Raw genomic sequence first — 25,068 nt, forward strand, 5'->3', positions numbered from 1 at the left:
CTTATGAATTTTTTACCAGCTTGTTTTTCACGCCCTGATCATCCAGGATCAATTCTTCCGTAGCAATTTTTGCAGAAAGCAATACGATTGGCACCCCGGCACCAGGGTGCGTGCTGCTTCCGGTAAAGTAGAGATTTTCACAATTTTTAGCTTTGCTCTGCGGACGGAGGTGATTGCTTTGTGCCAGATTTGGACGAAGGCCGAAGCACGCTCCGTTATATGCATTAAACCTGCTTTCAAAGTCATTCGGTGTCATATAGGACTCGGAAACAATCTCATTTTCGATGTTTTCAAATCCTTTTACATTTTTAAGCGACGATAAGACAGTGGAACGGTAATACTTAATCGTTTCTTCGTTCCATTCATAATCGGATGTGGACAGATCAGAAACAGGAACAAGAATGTATAATCCGTCTTTCCCTTTTGGTGCGAGCGACTCGTCCATCTTAGATCCGATATAAACGTAATATGATGGATTATCCAGCTGTTTCCCGCCAAAAATATCCCCTAAGTTCGTCTCCAAATCCTGGCTGAATACGAAGTTATGAACATTTTCAACCTCTTCGTATTTCCTGTCCATTCCCAAATACATGAGGAAACAGGAACAGGAATATTTCATACTATCAATCTTCTTATCTGTATATTTTCCTTTTGATTTTGTATCCTGTACCAGGTACTTCATCGCATAAGGAAAATCAGCGTTACAGACAACATAATCTGAATAGACGTTTTGGTACTTGAGTTTAATACCTTTTGCTTCCTGATTTTCAATAATGATCTCATCTACTGGACTATCATAATGAACGGTACCTCCAATCTCCAGAAACAATCGCTCCATCGATTTTGCCATCGTGTGCATGCCACCTTTGATAAACCAGACACCATACAGCATTTCAATCATCGGAATGATCGTGTACAGTGATGGCCCATTAAATGGGGAAACACCTATGTACAACGTTTGGAAACTGATCATTTGTTTGAGGCGATCGTTCTTTATATATTTACTTATAAATTTATCTGCACTGTCGAAAGTTTTCAGTTTCATCGCCTGACGCAGCATAAAAGGGTTATACATGTCAGAAGCATTGCGAAACGGCCGTTGAATAAAGTGATTTTTTGCAACAAGAAACCGCTTATAAATTTCCTGCAGGTATTCAAGGAACCCTTCAGCATCTTCATCACTTATTTCTTCAAGTGTTTTCATTAACTCCACGAGGTCCGACGAAATATCATATCTCTCTTTTTCTTTATCCCCGAAGAACACGGAATACATGGGATCCAGTTTCTCCATTGGTATATAATCATCAGGATCTCTTCCGGTCAATTCAAAGATTTCCCTGTATAATTCAGGCATCATAACGATCGTTGGACCCAAATCAAACTGGTAGCCGTCCTGTTCAATCTTGTTCATTTTCCCACCCGGTATTGACTCTTTTTCATATAATTCCACATCATAGCCTGCATGCTGAAGACGGACCGCACTTGCAAGTCCAGCTACCCCAGCCCCTACTACGATTACTGTTTTTTTAGTCATCCTGTTCGCTCTCCATTCTTCGGTAAAGGTAGTTTGTCAGATTAAAAGATTCATTAAACCACAATTTTTGTATAGTGTTATAATAATAACATTATACAAAAAATATTGCTATTGTTTTGTGAACCTAACCTTTTTAGCATTGTAAAATCAGTATTAAATTGTATAATTACCAATTAATCACGGAGTATTGTTACTGTTTTGCACCATTATTGTATAACGTTATATTTAAGATTGTACAATTGAATGCATTTAGCTATACTTAAATGATATAATGAACAGAATTCAAGCAATCAATTAAGGGATGAGAAGCATGAAAATTACGCGAGCTCAGGGGCAGTATTATATTAAAGAAGTAGCTAACGTGACAGGACTATCGAAACAACTCATTCGTAAATGGGAGGATAGATATAAGCTAATCGAGCCCAAAAGGTTGGAGAACGGTTACCAGGTTTACAGCGATGCGGATGTAAATACACTCTTAAGAGTTAAATCCCTGCAAAAGCAAGGACATTCGATTAAACAGGCAGCTGAATTGATAAGTAATGAATTGGCAAGTAATGATAGTACCTCCTTGAGACACAGTCAAAAGTTACCTGATAATCTGGATAGTTATGTCATTCAGCTTCTTGAAAAAGGAATACAGTGTGATGAGAAAGAGTTGAACTTGCTCCTGCATCAGGCTTATCATTTTTATGGGCTGGGCAAGTTTCTGGAGGCCATTGTTATTCCCTTCTTATATGAAGTAGGTAAGCGTTGGGAAACAAAAGAGTGGGATGAGTATCAGGAGTCTGTTGCAAGCCTTGTAGTAAGAGATTATCTAGTACAGATACGCAGAAACTTCCAGTATTCAGCAAGCGCTCCACTTGTACTCGGAGCTTGTCTGCCAAATGAAAATCATGAAATACCTGTACACATTTTACTGCTTCAACTGATGACAAAAGGTTTTAGGACCATTCTTGTTGGGTCCTCACCCGCACCTGGTTCTATCGAAGCATTAATTAAAAAAGTAAAACCACAAAAGGTATTGCTCTCAGCATCCTCTTCGCTGCCATTTGACAAAAATCCAAATTTACTTGTCGAGTTTGATCTTTTCGCAAGTAAACATAAAACGATTGATTTTTACCTTGGCGGAGATGCGGCTGTCCAACATATCAATAAGAATAAACCACGTTTTATTCATGTGACGAACAATTTAGAAGAAATCCTGAAATGATTTTTCACAAGCAAAAAAAAGGTACCAAGGCGCGCACGCCTCGGTACCTTTTTTAAATTAGCTCTTTTTATATTGCATATAAACAACCTGTGTTACCAGGAAGTCTTCCATCCCGTGCTTACCATCTGTACCGCCAAGACCAGATTTCCTCATTCCAGCGTGGTACCCCTGAACAGCTTCAAAGTTCTCTCTGTTCACATACGTTTCACCGAATTTTAACTCGTTTACAACTTGCATTGCTTCATTCAGATCATCTGTATAGACCGAGGAAGACAAACCAAACTCAGTATCATTACCCTTTTCAATTGCTTCATCAAGCGTTTTAAATGTTGTAATTGGAATTACTGGTCCGAAAATTTCTTCTCGCATGATATCCATATCATGGGTCACATTGGTTACAATAGTTGGTTTATAGAAGAAACCACTCGCAAGTTCTGCTCGCTCGCCACCTGTAACAATTTTCGCACCTTGTTCTACCGCTTCATTAACCATTTTTTCAACCGTTTCTAAACGGTCTTTACTAACTAATGGACCAACATCCGCCTCTTTATTTTCTCTTGGATTACCAATAGTTTTGGATTCAAATGACTGAGTTAATTTATCAATCAATTCTTCAGCAACACTTTCATGGACATATACGCGTTCTGCATTGGTACACGCCTGACCGTTATTAGCAAGCCTTGATGTTACAATACTTTCTGTAGCGATATCCAAATCAGCATGCTTCGTTACTATTGCTGGCGCTTTTCCGCCTAATTCGAGATTCACTTTCGTAATGTTCTGTGCTGCAGCTTCCATTACCTTAGTACCAGCCGGAACACTTCCTGTCATGGTAATCATCGCTACATCTTTGTGTTTAGCCAGTTTGTTCCCAATTTCTGATCCTGTTCCAGTAACAAGGTTGTACACGCCGTTTGGAATTTCATCCATTTCATCAATTATTTTGGTAAATTCCATGGCCGTGTTTGGTGTCTGCTGACTAGGTTTCAGTACAATTGTACAACCTGTAACTAGCGCTGTTGCCACTTTTCTTGCCAAAATAAATACAGGGAAGTTCCATGGCACAATACCAGCTACGACCCCGATGGGTTTTTTATGGATATATATATTTTCATTTTCACGATCACTTGGCAAAATTTCACCTTCAATTCTTCTAGCCCACTCAGACATATATCTAAAATAATCGATGGCTAAATCAACTTCGCCACTCGCAAGTTCGTAATCCTTTCCCTGTTCTTCCTGCAATAAATCAATAAATGTGTCACGTTTTGCTTCGATTTGATCGCCAAGTTTTCTAACAATCTTTCCCCGTTCAATATTTGGCGTCAACTCCCACTTCTTCTGTGCCTTCGAAGCAGCATCAACTGCTTTATTTACGTCTTCCTCCGTGCCTTTTGGTATTTTTGAAATCACTTCTTCTGTTGCCGGATTTATGATATCAATCCATTCATCTCCGGCCGATTGAATGTATTTACCATTTATATATAAGTTATGTTCTTGCATGATTAGCCTCCTTATATATAGTTTATTCCACAATATAAAGAGGTTAAAACCAGCAAGCCTATCAGATTAAATTGTGCTGGTGCTGGAAGCAATATATTTTTTCCTTAAATTGTTTATTACCCAGACAGTATGCAGCAACCTTATCCGAAACCGGTTTGTTGCACGTTATACATCTATGCTCAGATGCTATAGCGGATTGTCCTTTTTCTTTGTTAACTCCATTCACATGGAGGTGCCTCAGATTTTTATCAGTTATATTTGCGCCCTGTATAATCGAGTGAATGCTGCTGATTTCTTCTTCTTGGAGAAGGGGATTCCGATGGATAAGCTCCAGCATGGAAATCTTTCGATGGATGAACTCAGATAACTCCACGTCATAAACAATTAACTCATTGGAATTAATTTTTCTCATTTCCACATCAATTTTGAATGTACAACGCTTGGTAAAGGAAACAACCGAAACAAAATCCTTATGATAACGCTTGTTCAATAAACGTTTGAGTGCCTCTATATGGCCATAATTTTGGTGAAATGGATTCATCATTTTGAACGCTCCGTTTACGGACCATTGTTTTCTGTTTCTTCCACCATAGATGGTTCCCTGATAATTTTTTGTTTCAATAACAAACATTCCATACGTCGTAATAATGACGTGGTCAATTTGCGAATATCCAGAAGGGGATTTCTCGTTTTCTATCATTATATCAGATAAATATTTATATTTTGCAGGAAGCTGATCAAGTTGAATATTTATTTTATATTCACCAATCTCGCCTTTTCTTGCCGCAACATGTGCTTTCTCTTTTTCGGACTGCTGCTTAAGTTTCAATTCTTCAGCTGGATCTTGTGCCTTTTTACTTCTTTTGAATAAACTGATTAGCATGAAATATCATCCTCACAGGTATGTAGATATGTCTTCCCTATATATATCGGACAATGGTGCTAAATATGAAAAATTGTTATTAAATTACAACTAAGCATGCCCTTTTCTTCGCGGATTTGTCGCCTGATACCAATGTAAACAAAGAATGAAGATAATTACCAAATCTATTAAGTCACCGCCATAATACATGACCTTTCCTCCCGATTTCGCTTCTTCTATTGAAATGTTTTCAGGTGGATTGGCATAGATGTATTTTGATAAAATACCATGGCCAGCTAAAGCGCACACAAATACACTGGCACGAAAAACAAAGCTGTGACGATGCGGGACAGCTTCTAAATATATGAGTGAGATTGTAAATAAATAGCCCGCCAGGAAAACATGGATATGAATAATAAGATATGCCAGCAAACTTTCGTGCATGATTAAAAACAGGTCAGTTGCATAAAGAGCCCATAATCCGCCTATATTTAAAATTGCGGCAATTATAGGGTTGCTTAAGAACCGAACTGGACGACTTCTTAATATGCGTGATAATTTCCGTGCATTAGTGACGGAAAGAGTTCGCAATGCCAACGTTACAGGTTTTGCGAGGGCTAACAAAAGCGGTGCAAGCATTCCTAGCAGTAAATGTCCGATCATGTGAAAGGTGAAATCCATATGTGCTTTCTGGGCAATAGGTCCAAATACGGCAGAAACAGCAGATAAAATTCCACTTATCCATACTATTGTACGATGTAGTGGCCAATTTCTATTATTATTGCGGGAGACTTTAACAGCAAATAGATAGAGTACAAACGCTAATATGAAAGGAAGAACCAATAAAATGGACGCTGCGTTAAAATAAGAGCTGTTTATCATGTCAAGTAGCCCCACTATCCTTACTTGATTTATGTCGAGTTAGTATGAGCAAAATAACTCCAGCAATAATCAGAATCAGTGCTGATGCATTCCAAACGAGATCATAAGCTTGAAGATTAACATCGTACCGAATCTGATGGAGCCGCATGACTTTATGTTGAATAATTCCATCGTATAACTGAAATAATCCTCCACCAAACATTACTCCGCCACACCACCGTTTAAACCAAAAAACCTTTCGCCGACGAAGGTCTGCCACTAAAAACATCCCGCCGATTGTGGCAAACCAGCTGAACGCATGGAAAAAACCGTCTGAAACAAGTCCGGCTGCTAAAGTCGATTTATCATAGAAATGATGCCAATGCAGCAGCTGGTGAAAAATCATTTCATCTAAAAATGCCACCAACCCTAGTCCAACTAGAAAACCAGACCATAAGTTACGTGATAAATGAAGAGATCGAGGTCTATTAGTTACCTTGTTTGTCATACTATCGCTCCTTACTTCGGAAAAACAGATTACGTTTATCTTTCTTACTTAATGTTAGCCTGTATAGAAGTAAAGTAAACTTTTAGTTTTGCACAATTTAATAACACGAAAAAAAGGACGCAATTCATAAAATAGAATTGCGTCCTTTTTCAAATGATTTCTAATTTGATTCAACCGGTGTAGCCGGCTCATAATTCACTATTATAGTCTGGATTATCAAAAATGTACCACTGACTGACCAGTACAAAGGAAGCGCAGCAGGCATGCTAAACGAAATCACTAAAATCATAATGGGTGAGATCAGCCCCATCCAGCGCATCATTGGATTTCCTTTCTGTTCAATTGGCATATATTTTTGCTGAACCTTAAACTGCACGAAATAGATTATCCCTGCGAGAATTGCCAATGGTATATTCGGAACTCCTAAACTAAACCAAAGAAAATTGTGTGTTGCGATTTCCGTTGAGCTTTGAATGGCATAGTAAAATCCCATAAGAACAGGCGCTTGAATTATTAGCGGCAAACATCCCATGGATAAAGGATTTACACCATGCTTCGAGTATAAACCCATCATTTCCTGCTGCAATTCACGTTGTTTGCCCCGGTCCTCTGTTTTCTTTATTTCTGATTGAATCTTATCAATTTCCGGTTTGATGACTGCCATTTTTTCTTTCATTTGTTTTTGATTCTTTTGTTGTTTTACCATGAATGGCATTAATAACAATCGAATTAACAGGGTTATTAAAATAATTGAAACCCCAAAACTCCCGTCAAACAAAGAAGCAGTTGATTCGATTAAAAAAGTAAATGGATCCACAAATAGTACCGTTAAAATATTCGAATCCGCTCCTGTATTTGCAGAACAACCACTTAAAATGAATATGATACTGGTAAATATACTAACTGTAATTACTGAACGTTTCACCTTTCTCCTCCTTACATTTTGTTAAATAGTAACTGTAAGTGAAAGGTGGTGATCGTCATCATCATCATTTGGTCCATTCTTTAATTTAATACAAGTAGTAATAAAAATAAGTATTGTATTTATTGTCAACTGTTTATATTGAAGTTTATTAGTGATAGATGCATCATAGATAGTCCTGGTTTTCGTAAATGAAGAGGAATGGTATATCCGATTCAAAAATGGATATACAACAAAGGAAAGGGGCAGCATTGCTGAGATAAACAGTATGTAAAATTGCAAATCCATTGGTAAATCCAGCAGAAAATCGAACACTTGCATCCCCTCCTTTTCACACTAATAGTTCATACGCTTTTATCTACTAAAAAGTTTCACATTTTTACGCTTGTAATCTTCTTTTATCAAAGAATACATATACAAGTCGTCGAATTTTCCACATGTATATTCATAATGGCGCAATAAGCCTTCTCTAATAAAACCATGTCTTTCCACCAGTTTATATGATGGCAGGTTATCAGGCTCGATTAATGCCTCTATTCGTTCTAATTGAAAGTGCTGAAACCCGAACCGTATAACAGCTTCCAGTGCTTCCCCCGCTATTCCTTTTCCCCAATGTTCTTTACTCAATTCAAAGCCAACTTCAGTGCGGTAATGCTTGGAATGCATATTTAAAAATCCACAGCTTCCTATCATCCTGCCAGAATCCCTTAACGTAATACCCCATCTTATTCCTGTACCTTCTTTGTGAATACTATGATACCACTCGATTTCCTCGTATGCATCCTCTATATTTTGGAAAGCCTCTAATCCCATATGTTTTACAACAGCCGGATCAGACAAATAAGCAAGCATATCTTCAGCATCTTGTGTCGTTACTTTTCTTAATGTTAACCTGCTTGTTTCAATTATAGGAAATTCTTTTTTCATCAAACGATCCCTCCGTCCTATCTCATTAAATTATATGATGTTAGTATAAATGAAATTAGCTTTAAGTTATTCTCTACCCCTTATTGTCCAAGGTAGAAATCCATATTGAAAACCGAATTATATTGGTATATACTTAGCAAAAAGCATGATAGGGTGGAGCAAATATGAATTTACAAATACCTATGAATATATCAGGTACAGATGCATTAAATAGTATAGGTGAAAATATAATTCTTGCAGATAACAATTATAAGATAACCTGGTTTAATGCCAAAGCTTTGAAATCATTAAACGTAATTGCACCACTTTTTGGTATTGAAAATGCAGAAGATGTAATTGGATTAGAAATGGATTTTTTTCATAAAAAACCTGACTTCCAACGCTATATTATGACTAACCTTAAAGATAAGCATCGTGCAAGAATTAATATTAAAGGCAAATTTGTAGCCGATATTGTCGTTACGCCTATAACGAATAGAGAAAGCCCTGATGTTACTGATGGTTACATGGTCATGCTTATGGATGTGACAACAAAAGCAGAAGAAGAAAAGAAAAAAGAAAAGTTAATCCGCGACCTGTCATTTCCAATTCTGAATATATGGGACAAAACGATTGCCCTGCCGCTAGTTGGTGAGTTCGATTTAAACCGCGGAGAAACTGTTATACCAATGATTCTCGAAGAATGTGTTACGAAAGACACAGAATATGTATTGGTTAGCCTCACAGGCATCAGTAGTTTCGATGCAAGCGTCAGACAAAACATAGAAAAATTATGTTTCTGCTTAAAACTGATCGGCGTAGAATGCATTATCGTAGGCATCAAACCTGAAATGGCCATTAACATTGGTGAACTCAGCGATATTCGAACCTTAAGCAATGCTAATGACGGTTTAAAATATATAATTGAACGTCAAGGCGATAAACTAGTTAAAAAATATTTAGCAATTATACTATTATTAAGACTCCCACGAAGGGAGTCTTTTTTATTCGTTATAGTCTATTTTACTATGAAATTATTAGATGGTAATTCGGTTAACTCTTCAATTGATTTGAAGTTATGTTTTTCAATAAACCACTTAACGATATAATACCCGATTGAGTAGCCTGCCCATAAAGGAATACCTTGATCTTTATCTCCAAACATAAAAGGATCGGTTTTATCTCCATGATCACTTAAATGTTCCAGATACTTTGTGTTCCATAGAGTTCTAGCTTCTTCTTCAGATAAAGCACGCATCATCGGGCCTAAACAAGCTTCCCCAAGTTCAATTCTGACAAAATGTTCAGCTAATCCCTCTAATACCAGTCGATCAAGTAACGTTTCATTCTTTTCCGTTGTTCCTAACTTTTTTATTCTCCAATGATGATGGTACTCGTGGGCGATTATAGATTTTAATATGGACCGTACTTTTTCATCGGGATAAACAATAAAACACAAATTTCCGTTATAGTCTGTAAAAGCAGAAACTCCGCCTAATCTATCTCTTACAAAATCATCATTTTCATCAAGCAGAAATAACCCATATTTAACCGAACGGCCGGAAGGGTACTTCCTTTGCAAGCGTACTAACTCAGATTCAATGTAGGTTTCAAAATTCAGCTGCTTAATTTTATGCAACTGTTTCTCAAGGTGCTTAACATTCGAATTGATATTTACCATTCCAAAGAAGAGCATGGAATTTAGTTCATTATTCGTTAGATTAAATAATTCTGTAAATAGTTTTTCAATGTTAGAAGTTGGATGTGCCTTTACTGTATCAATGAACTGTTCCATCTGCTGTATGCGTGGAACAACCCTTACTAAACTTTGCTGATTTTTTGACATGTTTTACCTCCGTTACCTTCTAGTCTCCTAAATCTATTTCCCCATTTTCATTCATCGTGACTAGTTTGGAGTTGTATATGGATAGAAAGAGGAAAAACTTCTGAATCAGCATCCGAAAAAATCCACCGACGACCTTTTGGCCCAAGAAGCAGAAATGCTCCGTCTTCCTTCTCCCCCATAAAATTCAGGAAGTCACTATCTAAACTTTCATTATCTCTAGCCGGTATTCCAAAGTTAATTAGCTGATTACCAATCGATATAACGTTATTAGTAGTTAGATTGATTTCACTAATATTTAACAAGTGATCTGTTGTGAAATGTGGCGCTTCACTAGCAGGCGAGACTTCTTTTCTGGAAATAAACTCTACTATATTCCCTGCTGGATCAAGGAAGTAAAATGATTGTGCTTTGGAATTCGTAAAGTAGACTTCATCCTCATCCTCCTCAGTGGTTAATGCAACCTTTGACTTAGCCCATTCCTTTGCAGAATCAACTATGTCAGTTGGAATGTTAAAGGCAAAATGATAAAACGGCTTCTCAAGATCATCATTTTGTATGAACTCTAATACACTCTGCCCGATTTTAATTTTAAAGCTTTTTTCATCAGAGGTTAATTCGATAAAGCCTAAATGATCTATATAAAATTCTTTCAGCTGATTTAAATAATTGGTGTACAAGCTAACCCTACTAATAATCAAGTTAATTTCCTCCTTTTAAGCACAAAAAATTAAACAGTTACACGAACAATATAGCGAGAATTAGTAATTGGTAATCCATACTTTGTTTTGTGCTCATCAAAAATCTTTGAAACTTCAAGTAAGTTTTCTTCTATTAAAGTTTCGTATACTGATGGAACTTGACCAAAACAACGTAACATTATGACATCTTCAGGTGAGTGTATGTATTCACGACTAGTTATTGTTTCAAGCTCATAAGTAGAAAAACTGCTTTTTTCAATTCGTTGTTTAACTGTATCTAAAATTGGAGTTCCATGTGAATTTTCAAAGAGCTGAGGAAATAAAAACGATAACTCCTTACCATTTTCATCACCTGGGTGCAGACCAAGAACTGCACCACCCTTTCTTACTACTTGTTTAAGGTGAGGATAGGCAGAGGTAGGGCCTTTTCGGATATAGGCGCAATCAAATACATCCGTTTTAAAAGGTAATCCATTTTTGGTATTTCCTGCTGCAAAAGACACATTTGATTTTTGATTTTCTTTTCCAATTTTAATGAAGTTATCCGTCACATCAAATCCTACTATTTTTTTAGAATGCATTCCGCATTTAATTGTAAATGATCCCTCTCCACATCCAATATCTAATACCCTCTTATTTTTGATGAGTGGTAGTAATTTTTCATCAAAAATAGATTCCCCGTTAGGTTCACAAACCGTTGAATTCCATGCATAAGTATATTCACGCTGCATTTCGCTAAGTTGGCGATACCATTCCAGTGAATGGGGAGTTATCCACTCTGACAGCAAAGTCGGATTAATTAATTTCAAAATAATTTCCACCTACATTTCTGAAAATAGGGAACCATGCAACTTCCCCCAAAGCTCAAACCTATTTTTCACAAGAAAAAACCAGCACAACTGGAATTCTTTGTCTTCTTATAAATTCTTCCTCACTTGTGAAGTTAACGCGTTCTGGGGTACCTTCCCTTAAATCTTTCACTGAAAATCCAGCTTGCGTAAGTGCTCTAAAATAGTTTTCAATGGTCCGATGATATTTTACTACAACTTCTTCAATCCAAGGCTCTTTTCTTTCTCCTTCATGAAAATAGTCGTCCACTACCCAATTTCCGCGTTTATCTCCTGATTGCTTGCTTATAAATGAGGAGGTCGTTAATGGATGCTGTACACTGAATATGAACTTTCCTTTATCCTGCAAAGAGTTATAAACAGTTCTGAAAAGCTTATGTATGTCAGAAACATAGTGTAGAACGAACCGTGATGCTACCAGATCAAACTGGTCAGATGGATAGTGAAAGGACTCCAGAGTACTGTGATATACCTTCCCTTTTTCTTCAGGTATATTACTTTTCGCAAGTGCAGCCATTTCTTCAGAGCCTTCAAGACCTGTATAAAATTTTGCTCCCTGACTAATCAATTTCTTTCCAAATGATGCATCCCCACACCCTAAATCCAATATGTTTTTATCTGAAGGGTTTCCGACTAATTCATCGATGATTGGGCCTTCAATTGCATTATTCGGACTATCTGGTCTACCCCTTCTTTTCATATAATTAGTTAAAAATTCCTTTTGATCGTAGACGCTTGATCCTCTATGTTCCATATTGATTTCTCTCCCTATGACCTATTTTTAATTGATTCTTGACTATCCATATTTTAACACAAATATTCAGATAAATTGCCGCTTAAAGTATTTTTTTGAGAAATAAAACGCTAATCCAATATACGGATTAGCGTTTCGGTGAAATCCTATTTAACATCAATAACGATACTTCCATATTGTTTTTCTCCAATAAAAGCATTCAGCCGCCACTTCCCTGAGGTTGGTATCGTGATTAGCGTGTGCTGGGATGATTTTGCGTTCAACTGGGTGGTTAGGCTTTCCTCTTGATACATCGGATTTACTATTCCCCAAGCGTCGGACTCATGTAAAATAATTTCTTCTCCTGTATTTTTACTAACTCCAATTAACCTAAATTTTTCTTCGTTTACTTCGTGAAGCTCATCCCCCCAGAAAAACCATCTAGTCTTTGTGGGGTGATCTGCTTTGAATTCATTGGCAATAAAGGCGATTTCGCCCTTTGTCCCGATAAACTGCGCTCCTTCCTTAATAGTAAAGACTTCGCTCACTTCCCAGTTTCCAGAATCACTAGGAACATTGGTAACACTACTGTTGTTACCAAAAACGATGATATAGAGCGCGACAAAGGCAAAAAGCAGTACCGCTATGTTTGATAAGGTATATTTGAAGGCAAATTTTCTGTGTGAAGAGGTATATTTTTTATCTGGCAGCGCAGCTAAAGTACTGGAAATACGTCGCTGGACAAGTAGGGGAATTTTTTCTTGTTTTTGAAGTAGTTGATGCTTTAGCCTCTTATCAAAGTTATTCATTTTTTGCCCTCCTTTCTACATTTGCTACTCCGAGAAAGCTGCCTAACTTGGTGCGTGCCCGGTTTAACCTGGACTTCACTGTTCCCGGTCCAACCTGGAGAATTTCCGCAATCTCGTTAATCGTATAATCTTCAAGATAAAACAAGATAATGACAGACCGGTAATGACTTTCCAACTGGTTGATTGCAGCAGTTAAATCTATAGATTCGTCTAAGTTCATTTCATAGGTCGCCATTATGTCTACAGTTTCTATTGCTACACTCTTATTCTTCAGTTTTAAAATGTTATAACATTCATTTATAAGAATACGGATCATCCATGTCTTAAAATAATTCGCCTTTTTCAGCTTAGAAATGGAATCATAAGCTTTTTCTATTGCGTTCTGAATTGCATCCGCACAATCATTATCGTTTCGCAAAATACCTTTTGAAACCCTGTAAAGAGAATCTTGTGAGTCTAAGATGATTCGCATAAAAGCATCTTTGTCGCCTTTTTGCGCCAAAATAATGTCTTCTTCTGCCAACACTTTCTTCCCCTCCTTTGATTATTAGACAATAATTCTTCTCAAAAGGTTCCTGCCATTGTAAATAATAAAAAACGTATTCCTCTTTATAGAAATACGCTCAGATGTTAAGAATTATTTAACGATCTTTTTTAAAACGATACCCGACTCCCCAGATAGTCTCAATATATATTGGATTAGAAGGATCTTCTTCAATCTTCTCTCTGATTTTACGAATATGAACTGTTACTGTTGTTAGATTTCCCATCGAATCAAACCCCCAAATGCGTTCAAACAATTCATCTTTCTGGTATACCCGATCCGGATTTAAGGCTAGGTGCTCAAGCAGGTTGAATTCTTTTGCGGTTAACATCTTCTCTAAGCCATTCACTTGTATTCTTCGGGAATTGCGGTCAATGTGCAACCCTTTCACATGTATCGCATTGAGGGTATCCGGCTGCTTAACCAAACGTTCATATCGCGCAAGATGGGCTTTCACTCTGGCAATCAGCTCATTTGGATTAAATGGTTTTACAATATAATCATCCGCTCCACGATCGAATCCACGGATTTTATCGATGTCCTCTTTTCTGGCTGTCACCATTAAGATTGGGATATCTAGCGTTGCACGCAGCTGTTTGCATAATTCGAAACCATCACTGCCTGGAAGCATTAAATCCAGAAGGATAAGATCATACGTATTAGCTTCAACCAACTTTAATCCGTCTTCACCAGTAGTCGCGATGTCGCTTGAGAAACCGTTTACTTCCAGGTAATCACGCTCCAATTCTGCGATGCTAACTTCATCCTCTATGATCAGAATCTTTTTCACGACATCACCCTCTTTAATGTAAAATAAATGCTTGTTCCTTCGCCTAAGTCACTCTCTGCCCAGACTGTTCCACCGTGTTCATCAATTATTTTTTTGGTAATCGCAAGTCCTAGACCGCTTCCTCCAGTTGAGGAATTCCGTGAGCCATCGGTTCGATAAAAACGATCAAAAATATACGGTAGCTCCTCCTTTGTTATTCCGCTTCCATTATCCGATATTTCAACAGTTACAAGATCCACATCTGAATTCAGGCGAACCTGCATTTTTTTATGATCCTTATCCATATATTTCATGCTGTTTTGAACAATATTTGTGATCGCCCGTTTTAAATGCCTTCTATCCGCCTCCACCAGATATGTGGATGTTTGATCAGCCTCAAATTCCATACTGACACAGCTTTTTTCCAAATCAAAACTTAATTCTTCTACATAGTCTGCTAAAAACGATCCAAGTTCTACTTCCTCAAAATCAAAAGGTTCCCGGTCCAAATCAAGTTTCGAGTACAAGAAAAGTTCATCAATTAAGTGATCCATATCATTCGTTTTTTGGTAAATTGTATCCATATACCGGTCCAGTTTTTCTGGCGTATTTGCCACACCGTCCTGCAGTCCAGTTACATAACCTTTTATCGATGTCAGTGGGGTTTTCAAATCATGCGAAATGCTGGCAATCAATTCTTTACGGTTTTTTTCATATCGAAGCTGTGCTTGATTTGCCTCTTTTACATTTATTCGCATGTCATTGAATATATTTGTTAATTGACCCAGTTCATCTTTTTTATCTGATTCAATAGGAAGGTCAAGATCGCCTTCACTAATTCTTTTGGCGGCATTTGACAGCTCTCGAATAGGATTTATGATGCTCTTGGATACAATGTAAGTAAGTAATCCATTTGTTACGATTAAAATAACTGCCATTCCGATAAACCTTAAGAATAGGAATGATTTCATATCTTCGCCATTTGGTTCACCATTGAAAACCACAAAGACTAGATAACCAAGAATAACTTCAAGAATAAAGAAACAAATAATTGGTATCACAATCATTCCTACATTGGATAATAGTAATTTCTTCTTAATTGACACTGGACCCACCTGCCTGCCATCCGATTTAAATATTGTCCTTATTATACCTAGAGTACGCTATGATTTCACCTTTTCAATAATTTTACCATCTTCCATATAAAGCACACGATCACATAAATCCAGCATCCGCTCGTCATGTGTCACCATAATTGCAGCCTTGTTTCTTGCCTTAACTTCATACGCAATCATCTCTACAACATTTCTGCCACGCACAGAATCTAAACTGGCTGTTGGCTCGTCAGCTAATACAATAGCGGGTTCATTCATGAATGCCCTCGCTATTGCTACCCGTTGTTTTTCACCACCAGATAATTTATTTGGATGTGTTTTCAGTCGGTTAGTCAATCCTAAATCTTTTATCAAATCAAGTGCTTTTTTTTCATTCTCTTTCTTATTTTTTCGGGTAATATCATTGATTAATAACAGTTGATCTTTCACTGTCAAATAAGGAATTAAGTTTGCAGATTGAAAGATAAACCCGACTTCATTTAGGCGCACAGCATTTAATTTTGATTGTTTAAATTGTGAAATATCATCACTGTTTATCAGTACACGACCACTTGTCGGCTTTAATAGTGCCCCAATGATTGAGAGGAGCGTACTTTTCCCTGAACCAGACGGACCAACAATGGCAATAAATTCTCCCTTCTTTAATGAAAATGTAATATTTTTCAAAATGGTAATGGATGTATCGCCATCACCAAATTCTTTTGAGATATTTTCCAGTTTCAGAATTTCGTTCGTCATTATTCAACCCTCCCAATTGCTTCAAGTGAATCTGTTTTCGCTACTTTTAATACGGACAGTAATGAACCTGCTAAATTGAGAATCAAAAACAAGACCGCTGTTCCAGCTATTAATTCAGGAGAGGTTCTAAACGGCATTTCTTCCGGTATTATTTGAGTCATACCGTATATAGCCAGACTACTGAAAACTAACCCAATTACCGTTAATAAAAATACTTGAATGATTATACTTTTAGCAATATATCTCGTTGTTGCTCCAATAGCTTTTAATACACCGAATTGATTTATTTTTTGAATCGTAATGACATAGAAAAAAACAGTTGATACAAAAGCAGAAATGATGAACAGGAATACCACGATCATCATTAAAGACCCTTGAGTCTCCTTGTAACCTGGCATTGATTTAACTGTTTGTTCCTTCGTGAATGTATCGAAACCTTCTATGTTTGCTTTTGAGCCGTTATAAATAACAGCATTGTACGAAGACTTATCACTGTAAATACTACCCATGCCGAGTTCATAGTCCGTGTAAACAACAGGCAGAAATTTATACGTCTGTTCCTCTACGAATCCCGCAATAATCATTGTCTTATTTGTAGCTTCATCAGTGACCTTATCGTTTATTTTGATACCTTGCCTTTTTATGCTCTGATCAGCAATTACTTCATTGCCCTCTAACTCCTCAATTTCTTTACCTTCTACTACCTCCAACTCCTTATAGCTATCCATATGAACAGAAAAATAAGTGACATCAATATCTTGCTCATTAGCTCGTTTAAGGGAAGACATGGTAATGGATAATGGTGTGGAATCTGTCTCTAAGTTTCCTTGAATAGTCTTCACCTGTTCCTCTGACAATGATGAATTGATTAGAGCTCCTTCTGCTTCTTCATTCATTACAATATAATCTGCTTTTAAACTTTGCAGGGATGAACTATCAGCGAATGATAATCCGTTTGCTAAACCAGTTACAAAAAACACCAGAAACAAAATCGCTATCATTATAAGACTTATTAAGGTATAACGTATCTTTGATTGTGATAACTCTTTAAATGCTAAAAACATACTACCTTACCTCCCTGGACTTACGATCCATAATTGGTACTACAACTGCACAAATTATTGCGGTGAAATAGGAAAGATACTTAATTCCCATAGGTTCTTGAAATACAAGCATCCCTATTATTCCAATAAAGCTTGAAAGCGCGATGCCAAGTACAAAGCCTCCGACTAACCCTACGATTGTTGCAATAAATATTCTCATTATTATTCCACTTCCTTTTGACTTGTTTTCGTGAATATGAATACCCACATTTTTTTAATGATTACGTATGCCAAGACAAACAATACGACTCCTATCAGTGGGTGCATAGCGCTTGCCCACGGCAACGTGGCGGTAATATTTGCTGTGAAATACATTAAAAATACGGATACTAATACAGCAAACAACTGCCAGTATGCCCAGCGTGGCAGTCTACCTAAATAAGCAAAGACTAGCATGACAACTGGAATGTTAAATCCAAACAAATGGACAAATGTCACATGTTTCAACCAATGCATCGGACTAACAAAAGTAGCCATACCTGCCAAAAATATCTGAGCAACAATACTAAGTGCAAAAATAATGGCTAATATGAGATAAATGATTCTACTTATTCTTTTCATGATATATCCTCCTCGTTTCTTTCCCTGGATATAGCATAAACTTCAAATCTAAACTCCCTCTTGTTAAATTCTTAACAATTTCTTAAATAAAACGTTTGGAAGTGTAATCTTTGTGGAGCGGGATTCAATGGGATGTAAAAAGGTGTATTAGTTGTAACAGCCATCATCAAATAGAAGCAGGTTTAACTAATTGACCTCCTGGGAATCTAAAAGTATAAGCAAACCGAGGAGGTAATTATTTTGTCTGAAAAAGATCCGAAACAAGCAGCAGCTCAAATGAGCGAAGATAAAAAAGATGATATTCTGCAAAATTTCAATTCCTTTAAAGATTATTTAGGTGACCAGGTTCATAAAGGTGAAAAACTTGGACTTGGTGAAGAAGGGTTAGCAAAAGGTGCTAAACGCGTGGCTGACTATTTGGCTAAACACGAAGAACCACGAAACCGCGAAGAAAAAGTGTTAAACGAACTTTGGAATGCAGCGAATGAAGATGAACGGAAGCACATGTCACATGTATTAGTTAAATTAGCAGATCAAACAAATTAATAAAGGCAAATTTGTGGTTGGGACAAAAGTTTCTTACCTATAGTAGAATCCGAACGAAATCGTATGATTCGTTCGGATTCTTTGCTTTGACAATCGCTTCGTCAAAATACTTCGCTTTCCGTGGGCACGGCTTCAGTCTCCTCGGATAAGCAAAGAACGCTTTCCTGTGGGGCCTTCAGACACGTGCTGTTCCCACTGGAGTCTTCGTATTTTGACTACGCTTTGTGTCGGCGCTCAAATTTTTTTTTCATATTGTTCTTCTTTTGATTAGTCTATTTTGGATTTGTCCCAGCCTCTTTCTTTAGAAACAAAAAAAATGACCAGATTATCCTGGTCATTTGGTGTATTCGACTAGCCAGCAATCCTGCATTACGCCTTCATGTAACTCGTGTTTCTCCAGGAATTTCACCTTCTTAAAACCGCATCTCTCATAACAAGTAACGGCTCGCTCGTTCCAAACCTGAGGATCCATAACTACACGATTAGCTGACTTTTTGGTAATCAAAAAATCTACGATAGAATGAACCAGTAGTTTTCCTACCCCTTTATTCCAATAATCCGCTTCACCGATAAATTGATCCGTTCCAAAGATTATTTCCATTTGATCTGTATAACCATATTCATTTCGTTCTCTTTCGGTTATCGGATAAAATTGAATATAGCCTATTTCTACCCCATCATATTCAATGATGCATGGAGTCACTCTTTCATCAGATCGATGGTAATAATGCTCCATAACCTTGTCCAAATCATGCGGGTTATCACGGCCTTCATAGTATTGCAGAACAACGGGGTTGGATAACCATTTAACTAATAAGTGGCTATCCGTAATTTTTAGATTTCGAATTAGTAGTTTCTCATTTTGAAGCAGCATGATCTCTCCCCTGTCTTTCATGACGGATAAGCCATCTTTTTCGCGATAATCCGCCACCATAACCACCTAGCTCACCATTTGTATTGATGACACGGTGGCATGGTACGATAATTGCAAATTGATTCGCTCCATTTGCTTGTGCGACAGCACGAAAGGACGTTGGTCTGCCAATAGTAGCTGCAAGTTCCATGTAAGAACGAGTCGCGCCTAATGGAATTTTGCGTAGTTCATTCCAGACACTCTGTTGAAATGGCGTGCCATACCAGATCAGAGGTGTTCTAAATTCATCTAACTCCCCGTTGAAATAGAGTTCTAATTCTCTTTCAATTGAATGAATGGGATCCGTTTTACCCGGAATGATGGCGGACTTTGTTTTTAATCTCAGTCTTTCTATTTCTCGTTCCAGTCCTCGTCGATCAACGAATTCCAGAAGATATAGATGTTCTTCATCAGCAATCGCTATCATCGGTCCAAGTCGCGTGTCCAGCCAAGCTGTCTTGAGAATTTTACTTTCACCAGCTAACGTAGGTGCTGCCCCCATGATCCGGGAGAAAGCATCTCTAAAACCGCTGCTCGATTCATATCCCGCAGATAGCTGCGCATCAATGGTCTTCTCTCCTGACCTGATTTGCTGCATTGCAATACCCATTCGTCTGGCACGTGCATACTCCACAAATGTCATCCCAAATCGTTTTTTAAACTGTCTCCTTGCAGTAGAAGCATCCACAGATAACTCCTCAAAATCTTTATCTTTCCAACGTTTTTCCGGGTTTTCTTCAACCGCTTCTATAAGTGTTTGAACCAGCTCTGAAACCTGATTTGGATGAGAAAGTGGTTTACATCGTTTACACGGACGAAAGGAAGCTAGAAGTGCCTGTTGTGCCGTTTCATAAAACTCACAGTTCTCGAATTTCGGTTTCCGTGCTGGACAAGTAGGTCTGCAGAATACGCCTGTTGTTTTAACACCAACAAAAAACACGCCTTCAAATTCCGTTTTCTTCTCAATTAATGCGTCATAAAATTTCTTTTTATCTTCTATGGTAATCATGATAACCCTCCATTCACCTGCATCATAAATTAGTATGTTTTTATTATATCTTCTACAATATAATCTGCAGCCGAAATTCAGGCATTGATTTTTTTCAAACTAACGCTTTCGGCATTTAATAATCATTGTCGCAGGGACAGACTGCGCTTTCTTATAGGAATACCATCTATTTGCATGACGATGTACATCGTCTTCAGTCAATCGAACATCCTCTATGACTTTTTCTATCGTGAGTCCGTGACTGATTAACGCATTTATGTATGTACTGAGTTTATACTGCTGCATAATCGCAGGTGTATCCCAAGCTTCATGTTCGTAGGGCCCTTCTTCATGATAGGATTTCGCTAAAGATAAATCACTACTCACCCTACTATGCAATGGATGTTCCCAGCTGAAAATAAAAATACCATCTTTCTTCAAATAGCTGCTAACATTTTCAAGCGTCTTATCCAGATCAGTTGCCCAACCTAGTGCAAATATCGAGTAAACGACATCAAAATAATTCTCTGGTATACCAGGGTTTACTTCCATTGGCGACTCAAATAATTTGGCAGGTTTTCGACTGTTTTCCAACAGTAGTTTTGCTGCTTCTATTTGTTTGCTGGAGAGATCTAAACCATAGAGTTCTCCTGCATTACGGTCACTCATATACTTTAAGGAATGACCGCTTCCACATCCAATGTCCAACACGTTTTGATTGGTGACATCACCTAGTAAATTCACTTCATCTTCAGTTGGTGCAAGTGGTCCATATTCCGGCAGTGGATTTCTGCCATAAAATTGATGTGCCGCTTCGTTCCAGCTTTTTTTATTAATAGTTAGCGAATCTGACATATATCTTCCTCCATAAAAAGTATTTCAATTTTATTATTCCAATTTCCCGGAACACGATTTGAATACATCAATAAATGTTTTTACCGCAGGAGAAAGATTTTCTTTTGACTCCAGACTTACCATGACTAATTCACGATACAAATCAGGGAAATCAATAGGATCTAATTTAACCAGCGCTTCATATTTCAGATGTTTTGCTACCATTGCTTCGGTAAGCAAGGTTACTCCATACCCGGAACAAACTAATTCCAAAGCTGTTGTCGGAGGCAGCTCAAGGTAGTTCGAATCAAGGATAATTTGGCTTTTCTGCCAGCGCTTGCACTCATCACTCCAATCGACTACGATGAATGGACTGCTTTTCCTGAAGATTTCTCTGACGCTTTTTTGTTTTTCCGCTGTTAAAGAAAGAATGGGATTCGATGGGTGTGTGACCAGTACGAGTCTCTCTTTAACCATCAAGAGATTTTTAAGGTCAGGATTATAGTAAGGACAGGTCATTATCCCGATTTTAATGAATCCGTCGTATAGCATTTCAATAATATCATGGTTATGTCCCGTGTGAATTTCTGTTTTCACTTCCGGATGATTTTTATAAAGATGTCCAACGGTCGAACTGAATACACCATTTGTAAAGGTTGGCAGAGTGCCAATTGTGACTTGACCAGCCTTCCCTTTCTGAATGGCATGTGCCTTCTCAACCCCATCAAGAAGTACTTCCAGCGCTTGTCGCGCATATGGTAAAAAACTTTCGCCCAGGTCAGTTAGTTCGATCTTCTCCCCAGCTCGATTGAATAGTGCACCACCCACAATTCCTTCTAGCCTCTGCATGCGCACACTGATAGTAGGCTGCGAGAGTTCAAGATGCCTTGCTGCTTTGTCGAAGCTTCCTAACCGAACAATCGAATCAAATGCTCTTAATTGATTAATATCCACACTATTCACCTCCCAGAAAATTTCTGCTACCTATAATCTATAGTGAATTGATTAAATAGTCTACTATAACTACAGGTAAGTTCTGGGAGATTTCTGGAAAGGAGCACTTATCTGATAACTTTTTCTTTAACCATACTCAACAATTGTTCTGGAACAAGTCGCAGCTTTTTATCCTGAAAATCACTGATGCTGATCCACATTGCTTTGTATGTTTCGCCATTATCTTCCTCGCCAATAAATGAATTTTCTTCATAAATAGATGCATCTGAAAACGTCGCATCGTAAACCTGTACAATTTCATGCCCAGTCTGACCATCAAACGTGAAAATATTTTCAAGCGTACCCACGTATTTAATATCAGTAATTTCAGCATTAATCTCTTCTCTCATTTCACGAATCAATGCTTCTGTACTGGTTTCGCCGAATTCAATTCCACCACCAATTGGTCGGTAGAAATAATCACTTTTAATTGAATCATAACCTTCTGCAACCAGAATCTTATCTTCTTTTTGAAAAATACAAATTACAAGTGGTCGTATTATTCCTAATTTCATAGTATTATCTCCTATTTTTCTATTATTTTTGTTTAACTTACTGATGATCCCATAAGAAATTACGAGTGAAATGATTGGAAATAAAATATTCCATGACGTCAAACTAATTTCTAAATCTGGATAAAAAAATTTAGAATACCATATTTCATAAATAACATTGAGCCAAAGCGTTACGATTGGGGCAATGAATGTTTTTCTGAAATATACCGATGCTAAAACTCCAAGGAAAATGACTAAAAACGGCACAATCACCAATTGCATAACAAAAGGATCTATCTTGTCCATAAATCATTCCTCCTATTAATTAACCATTTTATCCATGAATCTTTGGTGGAAATCCGTAATTCTTTTCCGTGGCCGACATCAGCTTGAATTAATATATCCGCTTTACTAGACCCATTATGGATCAGTTCTCTATGAAAATTTTCAGTATGGTACGGAAGAATACTTTTATCCATCGCTCCGTGTACCAAAAGCAATGGTTTGTTAATGATTTTATCGATAAATTTAGTTGGGTTTGCAGGATGCGTTCCATCTAAATAATGCTGCCATTCTTTCTTATCTAAATGTCGAAAAACATTTTCATGACAACGCTCCAAATAAGGGTATAGTGTAATTAAGTCATCTTCATCGTTCTTCAAATTTTGCTTACTCGGCTCCAATAACGGACAAAAAGCTATCGCAGCATTAGCTAAATTACAAGTCCCTAGTGCAGATATTGCTATACCTCCCCCATAACTATTGCCGACTAAGACACATCGATCAACTTTCCATCTAACTTCTTCTAGCGTATTTAAGTTTTTTGCTTTATTTCCCGAAAGCAATTCTAAACCTAAAACTGCCCCCTGCAAAGAAGATGTTGGACCAAATCCTCCGTAGCTTTGCCAACTCCCTGGATACCGCGCTTGAAGGACGGTGAAACCTAAATCTCACAGTGGTTTAGCCATATCATCTGCTACTGGATTGTTAGGCAGACCAGGAAGCCATACTAGACCGATTCCATTACTTTTGTTTTCAGATGGAATATATAATTCTCCGAGTATTTCCTTGTTGCGCACAAATGCGATCACTTTAGCCCTCCTTATAACCTGACAATTACGCAGTTTATAAAGTATAAAACAGGTAGATTATTTCAGCACTATGAATTTAGCTTTTTAAAACCAAATTGAATAAGTTCAGTATATGGATCTCCACTTATACCCAAGAGTTTACAAAACGCTGGCTCGGTTTTATAACCTTGTTTTTTTAGGCATATTACTTTGTTCTTAAGAATTGAATTCATGCGTAGTAACTCATGTTCAATAATCATATGAAGATATGCATGTTGTTTATGTACCGCCTCTGTTAATAAAACTCAAAATAGATTGCTTAAATTCATTTGGATTTTCAAGATAAGGATGATGTGCCCCATTTAGTTTGGAAACTGTATTATTTCTAAACTTGAATGATTGATAGTGTTCAGGGCCGACAGCGCCGTCTTTCTCACCCGTCATTGTCAGAACCGGCGAATTAATCGTCTCTGAAAGAACTGTAAAATCCTGAAAAAACTCTTTTGTTGATAATATTTTCTTTTGAAAAGAAGAATCAGTATTGAACTCCTTGTCATTATCCAATTCGTCTAGACTTTTTTTATTGGAAAGATCAACGAACTGAAATCTTTCATACTCTTTTATGCCCTGTAATTCACCAAGGGTAGAATAAAATATTTCAATGAATGCAGACAAATTATTAGTTGGAATTTCAGCTTTTCCTTTGTCTAAAATCTCAAATCCTTTATTAATTTGATGGGTAAATGACTCCATCATATTTAATGTTGCATTAACCAGAATAATTCCTTTCGTTCTATCGGAGTATTTGCTGGCATAATTTACAGCAAGAAGACCTCCAAAAGAATGCCCCATAATATACCATTCTTTTATGCCGAACTTAACTCTGACTTCTTCAATATCTTCAACTAATCTATCTAAGGAATAATTCCCTTCTGGATCGTGACTTGAGCGTCCACATCCCCTTTGGTCTAAATAAATCATTTCTAAATCATTCTCAAGAAGATCCTTTGAATAAATTGAAAATGATTTACTCCAGTACCCAGGACCACCATGCAGATAAATGCACGGAATTCCTTTTCCACTTTTTTCAACAAACAATTCAATGCCATCGCTGGTAATTATGCTCATTTTCCACCCCATGCTTTCCGATTAATCTT

32 protein-coding genes are annotated in these 25,068 nt (G+C 37.4%); 3 read left to right on the forward strand and 29 right to left on the reverse strand.

Annotated features, from left to right (window positions below):
* Position 1: 1 nt before the first annotated feature.
* Positions 2–1,534 (reverse strand): phytoene desaturase family protein, encoded by a 1,533-nt coding sequence (locus tag VBD025_RS14160; protein ID WP_430786571.1) that lies wholly within the window; start codon positions 1,532–1,534, stop codon positions 2–4.
* 310 nt (positions 1,535–1,844) lie between these two features.
* Between VBD025_RS14160 and VBD025_RS14165 the strand changes: the two genes are divergently transcribed.
* The gene (locus tag VBD025_RS14165; protein ID WP_430786573.1) at positions 1,845–2,747 is read left to right on the forward strand and encodes a MerR family transcriptional regulator; all 903 of its coding nucleotides are present in this window, start codon (positions 1,845–1,847) and stop codon (positions 2,745–2,747) included.
* 57 nt (positions 2,748–2,804) lie between these two features.
* Here the strand turns inward: VBD025_RS14165 and aldA are convergent, their stop codons facing one another.
* From aldA to VBD025_RS14200, 7 genes are all read right to left on the reverse strand, one after another.
* A complete protein-coding gene (gene aldA / locus VBD025_RS14170) occupies positions 2,805–4,250 on the reverse strand; it encodes an aldehyde dehydrogenase (protein WP_430786575.1) in 1,446 nt (481 codons plus the stop codon).
* A gap of 61 nt (positions 4,251–4,311) precedes the next feature.
* Positions 4,312–5,133, reverse strand: coding sequence for an NERD domain-containing protein (locus tag VBD025_RS14175; protein ID WP_430786577.1), 822 nt, complete (start codon positions 5,131–5,133; stop codon positions 4,312–4,314).
* Between the two features lie 90 nt (positions 5,134–5,223).
* Positions 5,224–5,994, reverse strand: a complete 771-nt coding sequence (locus VBD025_RS14180) for a cytochrome c oxidase assembly protein (protein WP_430786579.1) — start codon at positions 5,992–5,994, stop codon at positions 5,224–5,226.
* Between the two features lies 1 nt (position 5,995).
* Entirely contained in the window at positions 5,996–6,481 is a 486-nt protein-coding gene (locus tag VBD025_RS14185; protein WP_430786581.1) for a DUF2243 domain-containing protein, read from the reverse strand.
* 160 nt (positions 6,482–6,641) lie between these two features.
* Positions 6,642–7,406, reverse strand: a complete 765-nt coding sequence (yidC, locus tag VBD025_RS14190) for a membrane protein insertase YidC (RefSeq protein WP_430786584.1) — start codon at positions 7,404–7,406, stop codon at positions 6,642–6,644.
* A 21-nt stretch (positions 7,407–7,427) separates the two neighbouring features.
* Positions 7,428–7,718 carry a hypothetical protein gene (locus VBD025_RS14195; protein WP_430786586.1) on the reverse strand — a complete coding sequence of 97 codons (291 nt, stop codon included), beginning with the start codon at positions 7,716–7,718 and terminating at the stop codon, positions 7,428–7,430.
* A 39-nt stretch (positions 7,719–7,757) separates the two neighbouring features.
* Positions 7,758–8,330 carry a GNAT family N-acetyltransferase gene (locus VBD025_RS14200; protein ID WP_430786588.1) on the reverse strand — a complete coding sequence of 191 codons (573 nt, stop codon included), beginning with the start codon at positions 8,328–8,330 and terminating at the stop codon, positions 7,758–7,760.
* A 164-nt stretch (positions 8,331–8,494) separates the two neighbouring features.
* On the opposite strand from VBD025_RS14200, the gene VBD025_RS14205 reads away from it, so the two are divergent.
* A complete protein-coding gene (locus tag VBD025_RS14205) occupies positions 8,495–9,418 on the forward strand; it encodes an STAS domain-containing protein (RefSeq protein WP_430786590.1) in 924 nt (307 codons plus the stop codon).
* Here the strand turns inward: VBD025_RS14205 and VBD025_RS14210 are convergent.
* The 12 genes from VBD025_RS14210 to VBD025_RS14265 all read right to left on the reverse strand — a co-directional run bounded on the left by VBD025_RS14210 (position 9,328) and on the right by VBD025_RS14265 (position 18,073).
* On the reverse strand, positions 9,328–10,155 hold the full coding sequence (locus VBD025_RS14210) for a DUF2268 domain-containing protein (protein ID WP_430786592.1): 828 nt from the start codon (positions 10,153–10,155) through the stop codon (positions 9,328–9,330). The two genes, VBD025_RS14205 and VBD025_RS14210, sit on opposite strands and share 91 nt — an antisense overlap.
* A 47-nt stretch (positions 10,156–10,202) precedes the next feature.
* Complete coding sequence (locus tag VBD025_RS14215; RefSeq protein ID WP_430786594.1) at positions 10,203–10,853, reverse strand: VOC family protein; 651 nt, start codon at positions 10,851–10,853, stop codon at positions 10,203–10,205.
* 29 nt (positions 10,854–10,882) lie between these two features.
* Positions 10,883–11,662, reverse strand: coding sequence for a class I SAM-dependent methyltransferase (locus VBD025_RS14220; RefSeq protein ID WP_430786596.1), 780 nt, complete (start codon positions 11,660–11,662; stop codon positions 10,883–10,885).
* Between the two features lie 61 nt (positions 11,663–11,723).
* Entirely contained in the window at positions 11,724–12,455 is a 732-nt protein-coding gene (locus VBD025_RS14225; protein ID WP_430786598.1) for a class I SAM-dependent methyltransferase, read from the reverse strand.
* A 146-nt stretch (positions 12,456–12,601) separates the two neighbouring features.
* Positions 12,602–13,243, reverse strand: a complete 642-nt coding sequence (locus tag VBD025_RS14230) for a hypothetical protein (protein WP_430786600.1) — start codon at positions 13,241–13,243, stop codon at positions 12,602–12,604.
* Positions 13,236–13,769, reverse strand: coding sequence for a sigma-70 family RNA polymerase sigma factor (locus tag VBD025_RS14235; RefSeq protein ID WP_430786602.1), 534 nt, complete (start codon positions 13,767–13,769; stop codon positions 13,236–13,238). The genes VBD025_RS14230 and VBD025_RS14235 overlap by 8 nt, the downstream gene beginning before the upstream one ends.
* Positions 13,770–13,884: 115 nt before the next feature.
* Positions 13,885–14,577: a response regulator transcription factor gene (locus VBD025_RS14240; protein WP_430786604.1), complete on the reverse strand. Its 693-nt coding sequence runs from the start codon at positions 14,575–14,577 to the stop codon at positions 13,885–13,887.
* Positions 14,574–15,662 (reverse strand): sensor histidine kinase, encoded by a 1,089-nt coding sequence (locus VBD025_RS14245; protein WP_430786606.1) that lies wholly within the window; start codon positions 15,660–15,662, stop codon positions 14,574–14,576. The genes VBD025_RS14240 and VBD025_RS14245 overlap by 4 nt, the downstream gene beginning before the upstream one ends.
* Before the next feature lie 57 nt (positions 15,663–15,719).
* Positions 15,720–16,409, reverse strand: a complete 690-nt coding sequence (locus VBD025_RS14250) for an ABC transporter ATP-binding protein (RefSeq protein ID WP_430786608.1) — start codon at positions 16,407–16,409, stop codon at positions 15,720–15,722.
* Positions 16,409–17,473 (reverse strand): ABC transporter permease, encoded by a 1,065-nt coding sequence (locus tag VBD025_RS14255; protein ID WP_430786610.1) that lies wholly within the window; start codon positions 17,471–17,473, stop codon positions 16,409–16,411. Before VBD025_RS14255 ends, VBD025_RS14250 begins: the two co-directional genes overlap by 1 nt.
* A gap of 1 nt (position 17,474) precedes the next feature.
* Positions 17,475–17,672 carry a DUF5957 family protein gene (locus tag VBD025_RS14260; protein WP_430786612.1) on the reverse strand — a complete coding sequence of 66 codons (198 nt, stop codon included), beginning with the start codon at positions 17,670–17,672 and terminating at the stop codon, positions 17,475–17,477.
* A gap of 2 nt (positions 17,673–17,674) precedes the next feature.
* Positions 17,675–18,073 (reverse strand): DUF6220 domain-containing protein, encoded by a 399-nt coding sequence (locus VBD025_RS14265; protein ID WP_430786614.1) that lies wholly within the window; start codon positions 18,071–18,073, stop codon positions 17,675–17,677.
* Between the two features lie 276 nt (positions 18,074–18,349).
* Between VBD025_RS14265 and VBD025_RS14270 the strand changes: the two genes are divergently transcribed.
* Positions 18,350–18,619 (forward strand): DUF3243 domain-containing protein, encoded by a 270-nt coding sequence (locus VBD025_RS14270; RefSeq protein ID WP_430791432.1) that lies wholly within the window; start codon positions 18,350–18,352, stop codon positions 18,617–18,619.
* 334 nt (positions 18,620–18,953) lie between these two features.
* Here VBD025_RS14270 and VBD025_RS14275 read toward each other — a convergent pair whose 3' ends face one another.
* The 9 genes from VBD025_RS14275 to VBD025_RS14315 all read right to left on the reverse strand — a co-directional run bounded on the left by VBD025_RS14275 (position 18,954) and on the right by VBD025_RS14315 (position 25,039).
* Positions 18,954–19,493 carry a GNAT family N-acetyltransferase gene (locus tag VBD025_RS14275; RefSeq protein WP_430786616.1) on the reverse strand — a complete coding sequence of 180 codons (540 nt, stop codon included), beginning with the start codon at positions 19,491–19,493 and terminating at the stop codon, positions 18,954–18,956.
* Positions 19,477–20,541 (reverse strand): bifunctional transcriptional activator/DNA repair enzyme AdaA, encoded by a 1,065-nt coding sequence (locus tag VBD025_RS14280; RefSeq protein ID WP_430786618.1) that lies wholly within the window; start codon positions 20,539–20,541, stop codon positions 19,477–19,479. Before VBD025_RS14280 ends, VBD025_RS14275 begins: the two co-directional genes overlap by 17 nt.
* A 99-nt stretch (positions 20,542–20,640) precedes the next feature.
* Complete coding sequence (locus VBD025_RS14285; RefSeq protein ID WP_430786620.1) at positions 20,641–21,375, reverse strand: class I SAM-dependent methyltransferase; 735 nt, start codon at positions 21,373–21,375, stop codon at positions 20,641–20,643.
* Between the two features lie 33 nt (positions 21,376–21,408).
* Complete coding sequence (locus VBD025_RS14290) at positions 21,409–22,308, reverse strand: LysR family transcriptional regulator (RefSeq protein WP_430786622.1); 900 nt, start codon at positions 22,306–22,308, stop codon at positions 21,409–21,411.
* A gap of 107 nt (positions 22,309–22,415) precedes the next feature.
* On the reverse strand, positions 22,416–23,147 hold the full coding sequence (locus tag VBD025_RS14295; protein ID WP_430786624.1) for an NUDIX hydrolase: 732 nt from the start codon (positions 23,145–23,147) through the stop codon (positions 22,416–22,418).
* Positions 23,135–23,686: an alpha/beta hydrolase family protein gene (locus tag VBD025_RS14300; protein ID WP_430786626.1), complete on the reverse strand. Its 552-nt coding sequence runs from the start codon at positions 23,684–23,686 to the stop codon at positions 23,135–23,137. The genes VBD025_RS14295 and VBD025_RS14300 overlap by 13 nt, the downstream gene beginning before the upstream one ends.
* 105 nt (positions 23,687–23,791) lie before the next feature.
* Entirely contained in the window at positions 23,792–23,932 is a 141-nt protein-coding gene (locus VBD025_RS14305) for a hypothetical protein (protein WP_430786628.1), read from the reverse strand.
* Between the two features lie 68 nt (positions 23,933–24,000).
* Positions 24,001–24,171 carry a DUF4269 domain-containing protein gene (locus tag VBD025_RS14310; RefSeq protein WP_430786630.1) on the reverse strand — a complete coding sequence of 57 codons (171 nt, stop codon included), beginning with the start codon at positions 24,169–24,171 and terminating at the stop codon, positions 24,001–24,003.
* A 19-nt stretch (positions 24,172–24,190) separates the two neighbouring features.
* Complete coding sequence (locus VBD025_RS14315; protein ID WP_430786632.1) at positions 24,191–25,039, reverse strand: alpha/beta fold hydrolase; 849 nt, start codon at positions 25,037–25,039, stop codon at positions 24,191–24,193.
* Between the last annotated feature and the right edge of the window lie 29 nt (positions 25,040–25,068).

Source organism: Virgibacillus flavescens (genome assembly GCF_050574275.1).
Taxonomy (GTDB): domain Bacteria; phylum Bacillota; class Bacilli; order Bacillales; family Amphibacillaceae; genus Virgibacillus_F; species Virgibacillus_F flavescens.

Excerpts from the sequence above, each read along its gene's own strand:
- VBD025_RS14250 (WP_430786608.1), bottom strand. The coding sequence starts at position 16,409 with ATGACGAACGAAATTCTGAAACTGGAAAATATCTCAAAAGAATTTGGT.
- VBD025_RS14180 (WP_430786579.1), bottom strand. The coding sequence starts at position 5,994 with ATGATAAACAGCTCTTATTTTAACGCAGCGTCCATTTTATTGGTTCTT.
- VBD025_RS14275 (WP_430786616.1), bottom strand. The coding sequence starts at position 19,493 with ATGCTGCTTCAAAATGAGAAACTACTAATTCGAAATCTAAAAATTACG.
- aldA (WP_430786575.1), bottom strand. The coding sequence starts at position 4,250 with ATGCAAGAACATAACTTATATATAAATGGTAAATACATTCAATCGGCC.
- VBD025_RS14315 (WP_430786632.1), bottom strand. The coding sequence starts at position 25,039 with ATGAGCATAATTACCAGCGATGGCATTGAATTGTTTGTTGAAAAAAGT.
- VBD025_RS14165 (WP_430786573.1), top strand. The coding sequence starts at position 1,845 with ATGAAAATTACGCGAGCTCAGGGGCAGTATTATATTAAAGAAGTAGCT.
- VBD025_RS14230 (WP_430786600.1), bottom strand. The coding sequence starts at position 13,243 with ATGAATAACTTTGATAAGAGGCTAAAGCATCAACTACTTCAAAAACAA.
- VBD025_RS14210 (WP_430786592.1), bottom strand. The coding sequence starts at position 10,155 with ATGTCAAAAAATCAGCAAAGTTTAGTAAGGGTTGTTCCACGCATACAG.
- VBD025_RS14285 (WP_430786620.1), bottom strand. The coding sequence starts at position 21,375 with ATGTCAGATTCGCTAACTATTAATAAAAAAAGCTGGAACGAAGCGGCA.
- VBD025_RS14200 (WP_430786588.1), bottom strand. The coding sequence starts at position 8,330 with ATGAAAAAAGAATTTCCTATAATTGAAACAAGCAGGTTAACATTAAGA.
- VBD025_RS14225 (WP_430786598.1), bottom strand. The coding sequence starts at position 12,455 with ATGGAACATAGAGGATCAAGCGTCTACGATCAAAAGGAATTTTTAACT.
- VBD025_RS14255 (WP_430786610.1), bottom strand. The coding sequence starts at position 17,473 with ATGTTTTTAGCATTTAAAGAGTTATCACAATCAAAGATACGTTATACC.
- VBD025_RS14265 (WP_430786614.1), bottom strand. The coding sequence starts at position 18,073 with ATGAAAAGAATAAGTAGAATCATTTATCTCATATTAGCCATTATTTTT.
- VBD025_RS14160 (WP_430786571.1), bottom strand. The coding sequence starts at position 1,534 with ATGACTAAAAAAACAGTAATCGTAGTAGGGGCTGGGGTAGCTGGACTT.
- VBD025_RS14205 (WP_430786590.1), top strand. The coding sequence starts at position 8,495 with ATGAATTTACAAATACCTATGAATATATCAGGTACAGATGCATTAAAT.
- VBD025_RS14260 (WP_430786612.1), bottom strand. The coding sequence starts at position 17,672 with ATGAGAATATTTATTGCAACAATCGTAGGGTTAGTCGGAGGCTTTGTA.
- VBD025_RS14295 (WP_430786624.1), bottom strand. The coding sequence starts at position 23,147 with ATGGACAAGATAGATCCTTTTGTTATGCAATTGGTGATTGTGCCGTTT.
- VBD025_RS14310 (WP_430786630.1), bottom strand. The coding sequence starts at position 24,171 with ATGATTATTGAACATGAGTTACTACGCATGAATTCAATTCTTAAGAAC.
- VBD025_RS14280 (WP_430786618.1), bottom strand. The coding sequence starts at position 20,541 with ATGATTACCATAGAAGATAAAAAGAAATTTTATGACGCATTAATTGAG.
- VBD025_RS14175 (WP_430786577.1), bottom strand. The coding sequence starts at position 5,133 with ATGCTAATCAGTTTATTCAAAAGAAGTAAAAAGGCACAAGATCCAGCT.
- VBD025_RS14270 (WP_430791432.1), top strand. The coding sequence starts at position 18,350 with ATGAGCGAAGATAAAAAAGATGATATTCTGCAAAATTTCAATTCCTTT.
- VBD025_RS14185 (WP_430786581.1), bottom strand. The coding sequence starts at position 6,481 with ATGACAAACAAGGTAACTAATAGACCTCGATCTCTTCATTTATCACGT.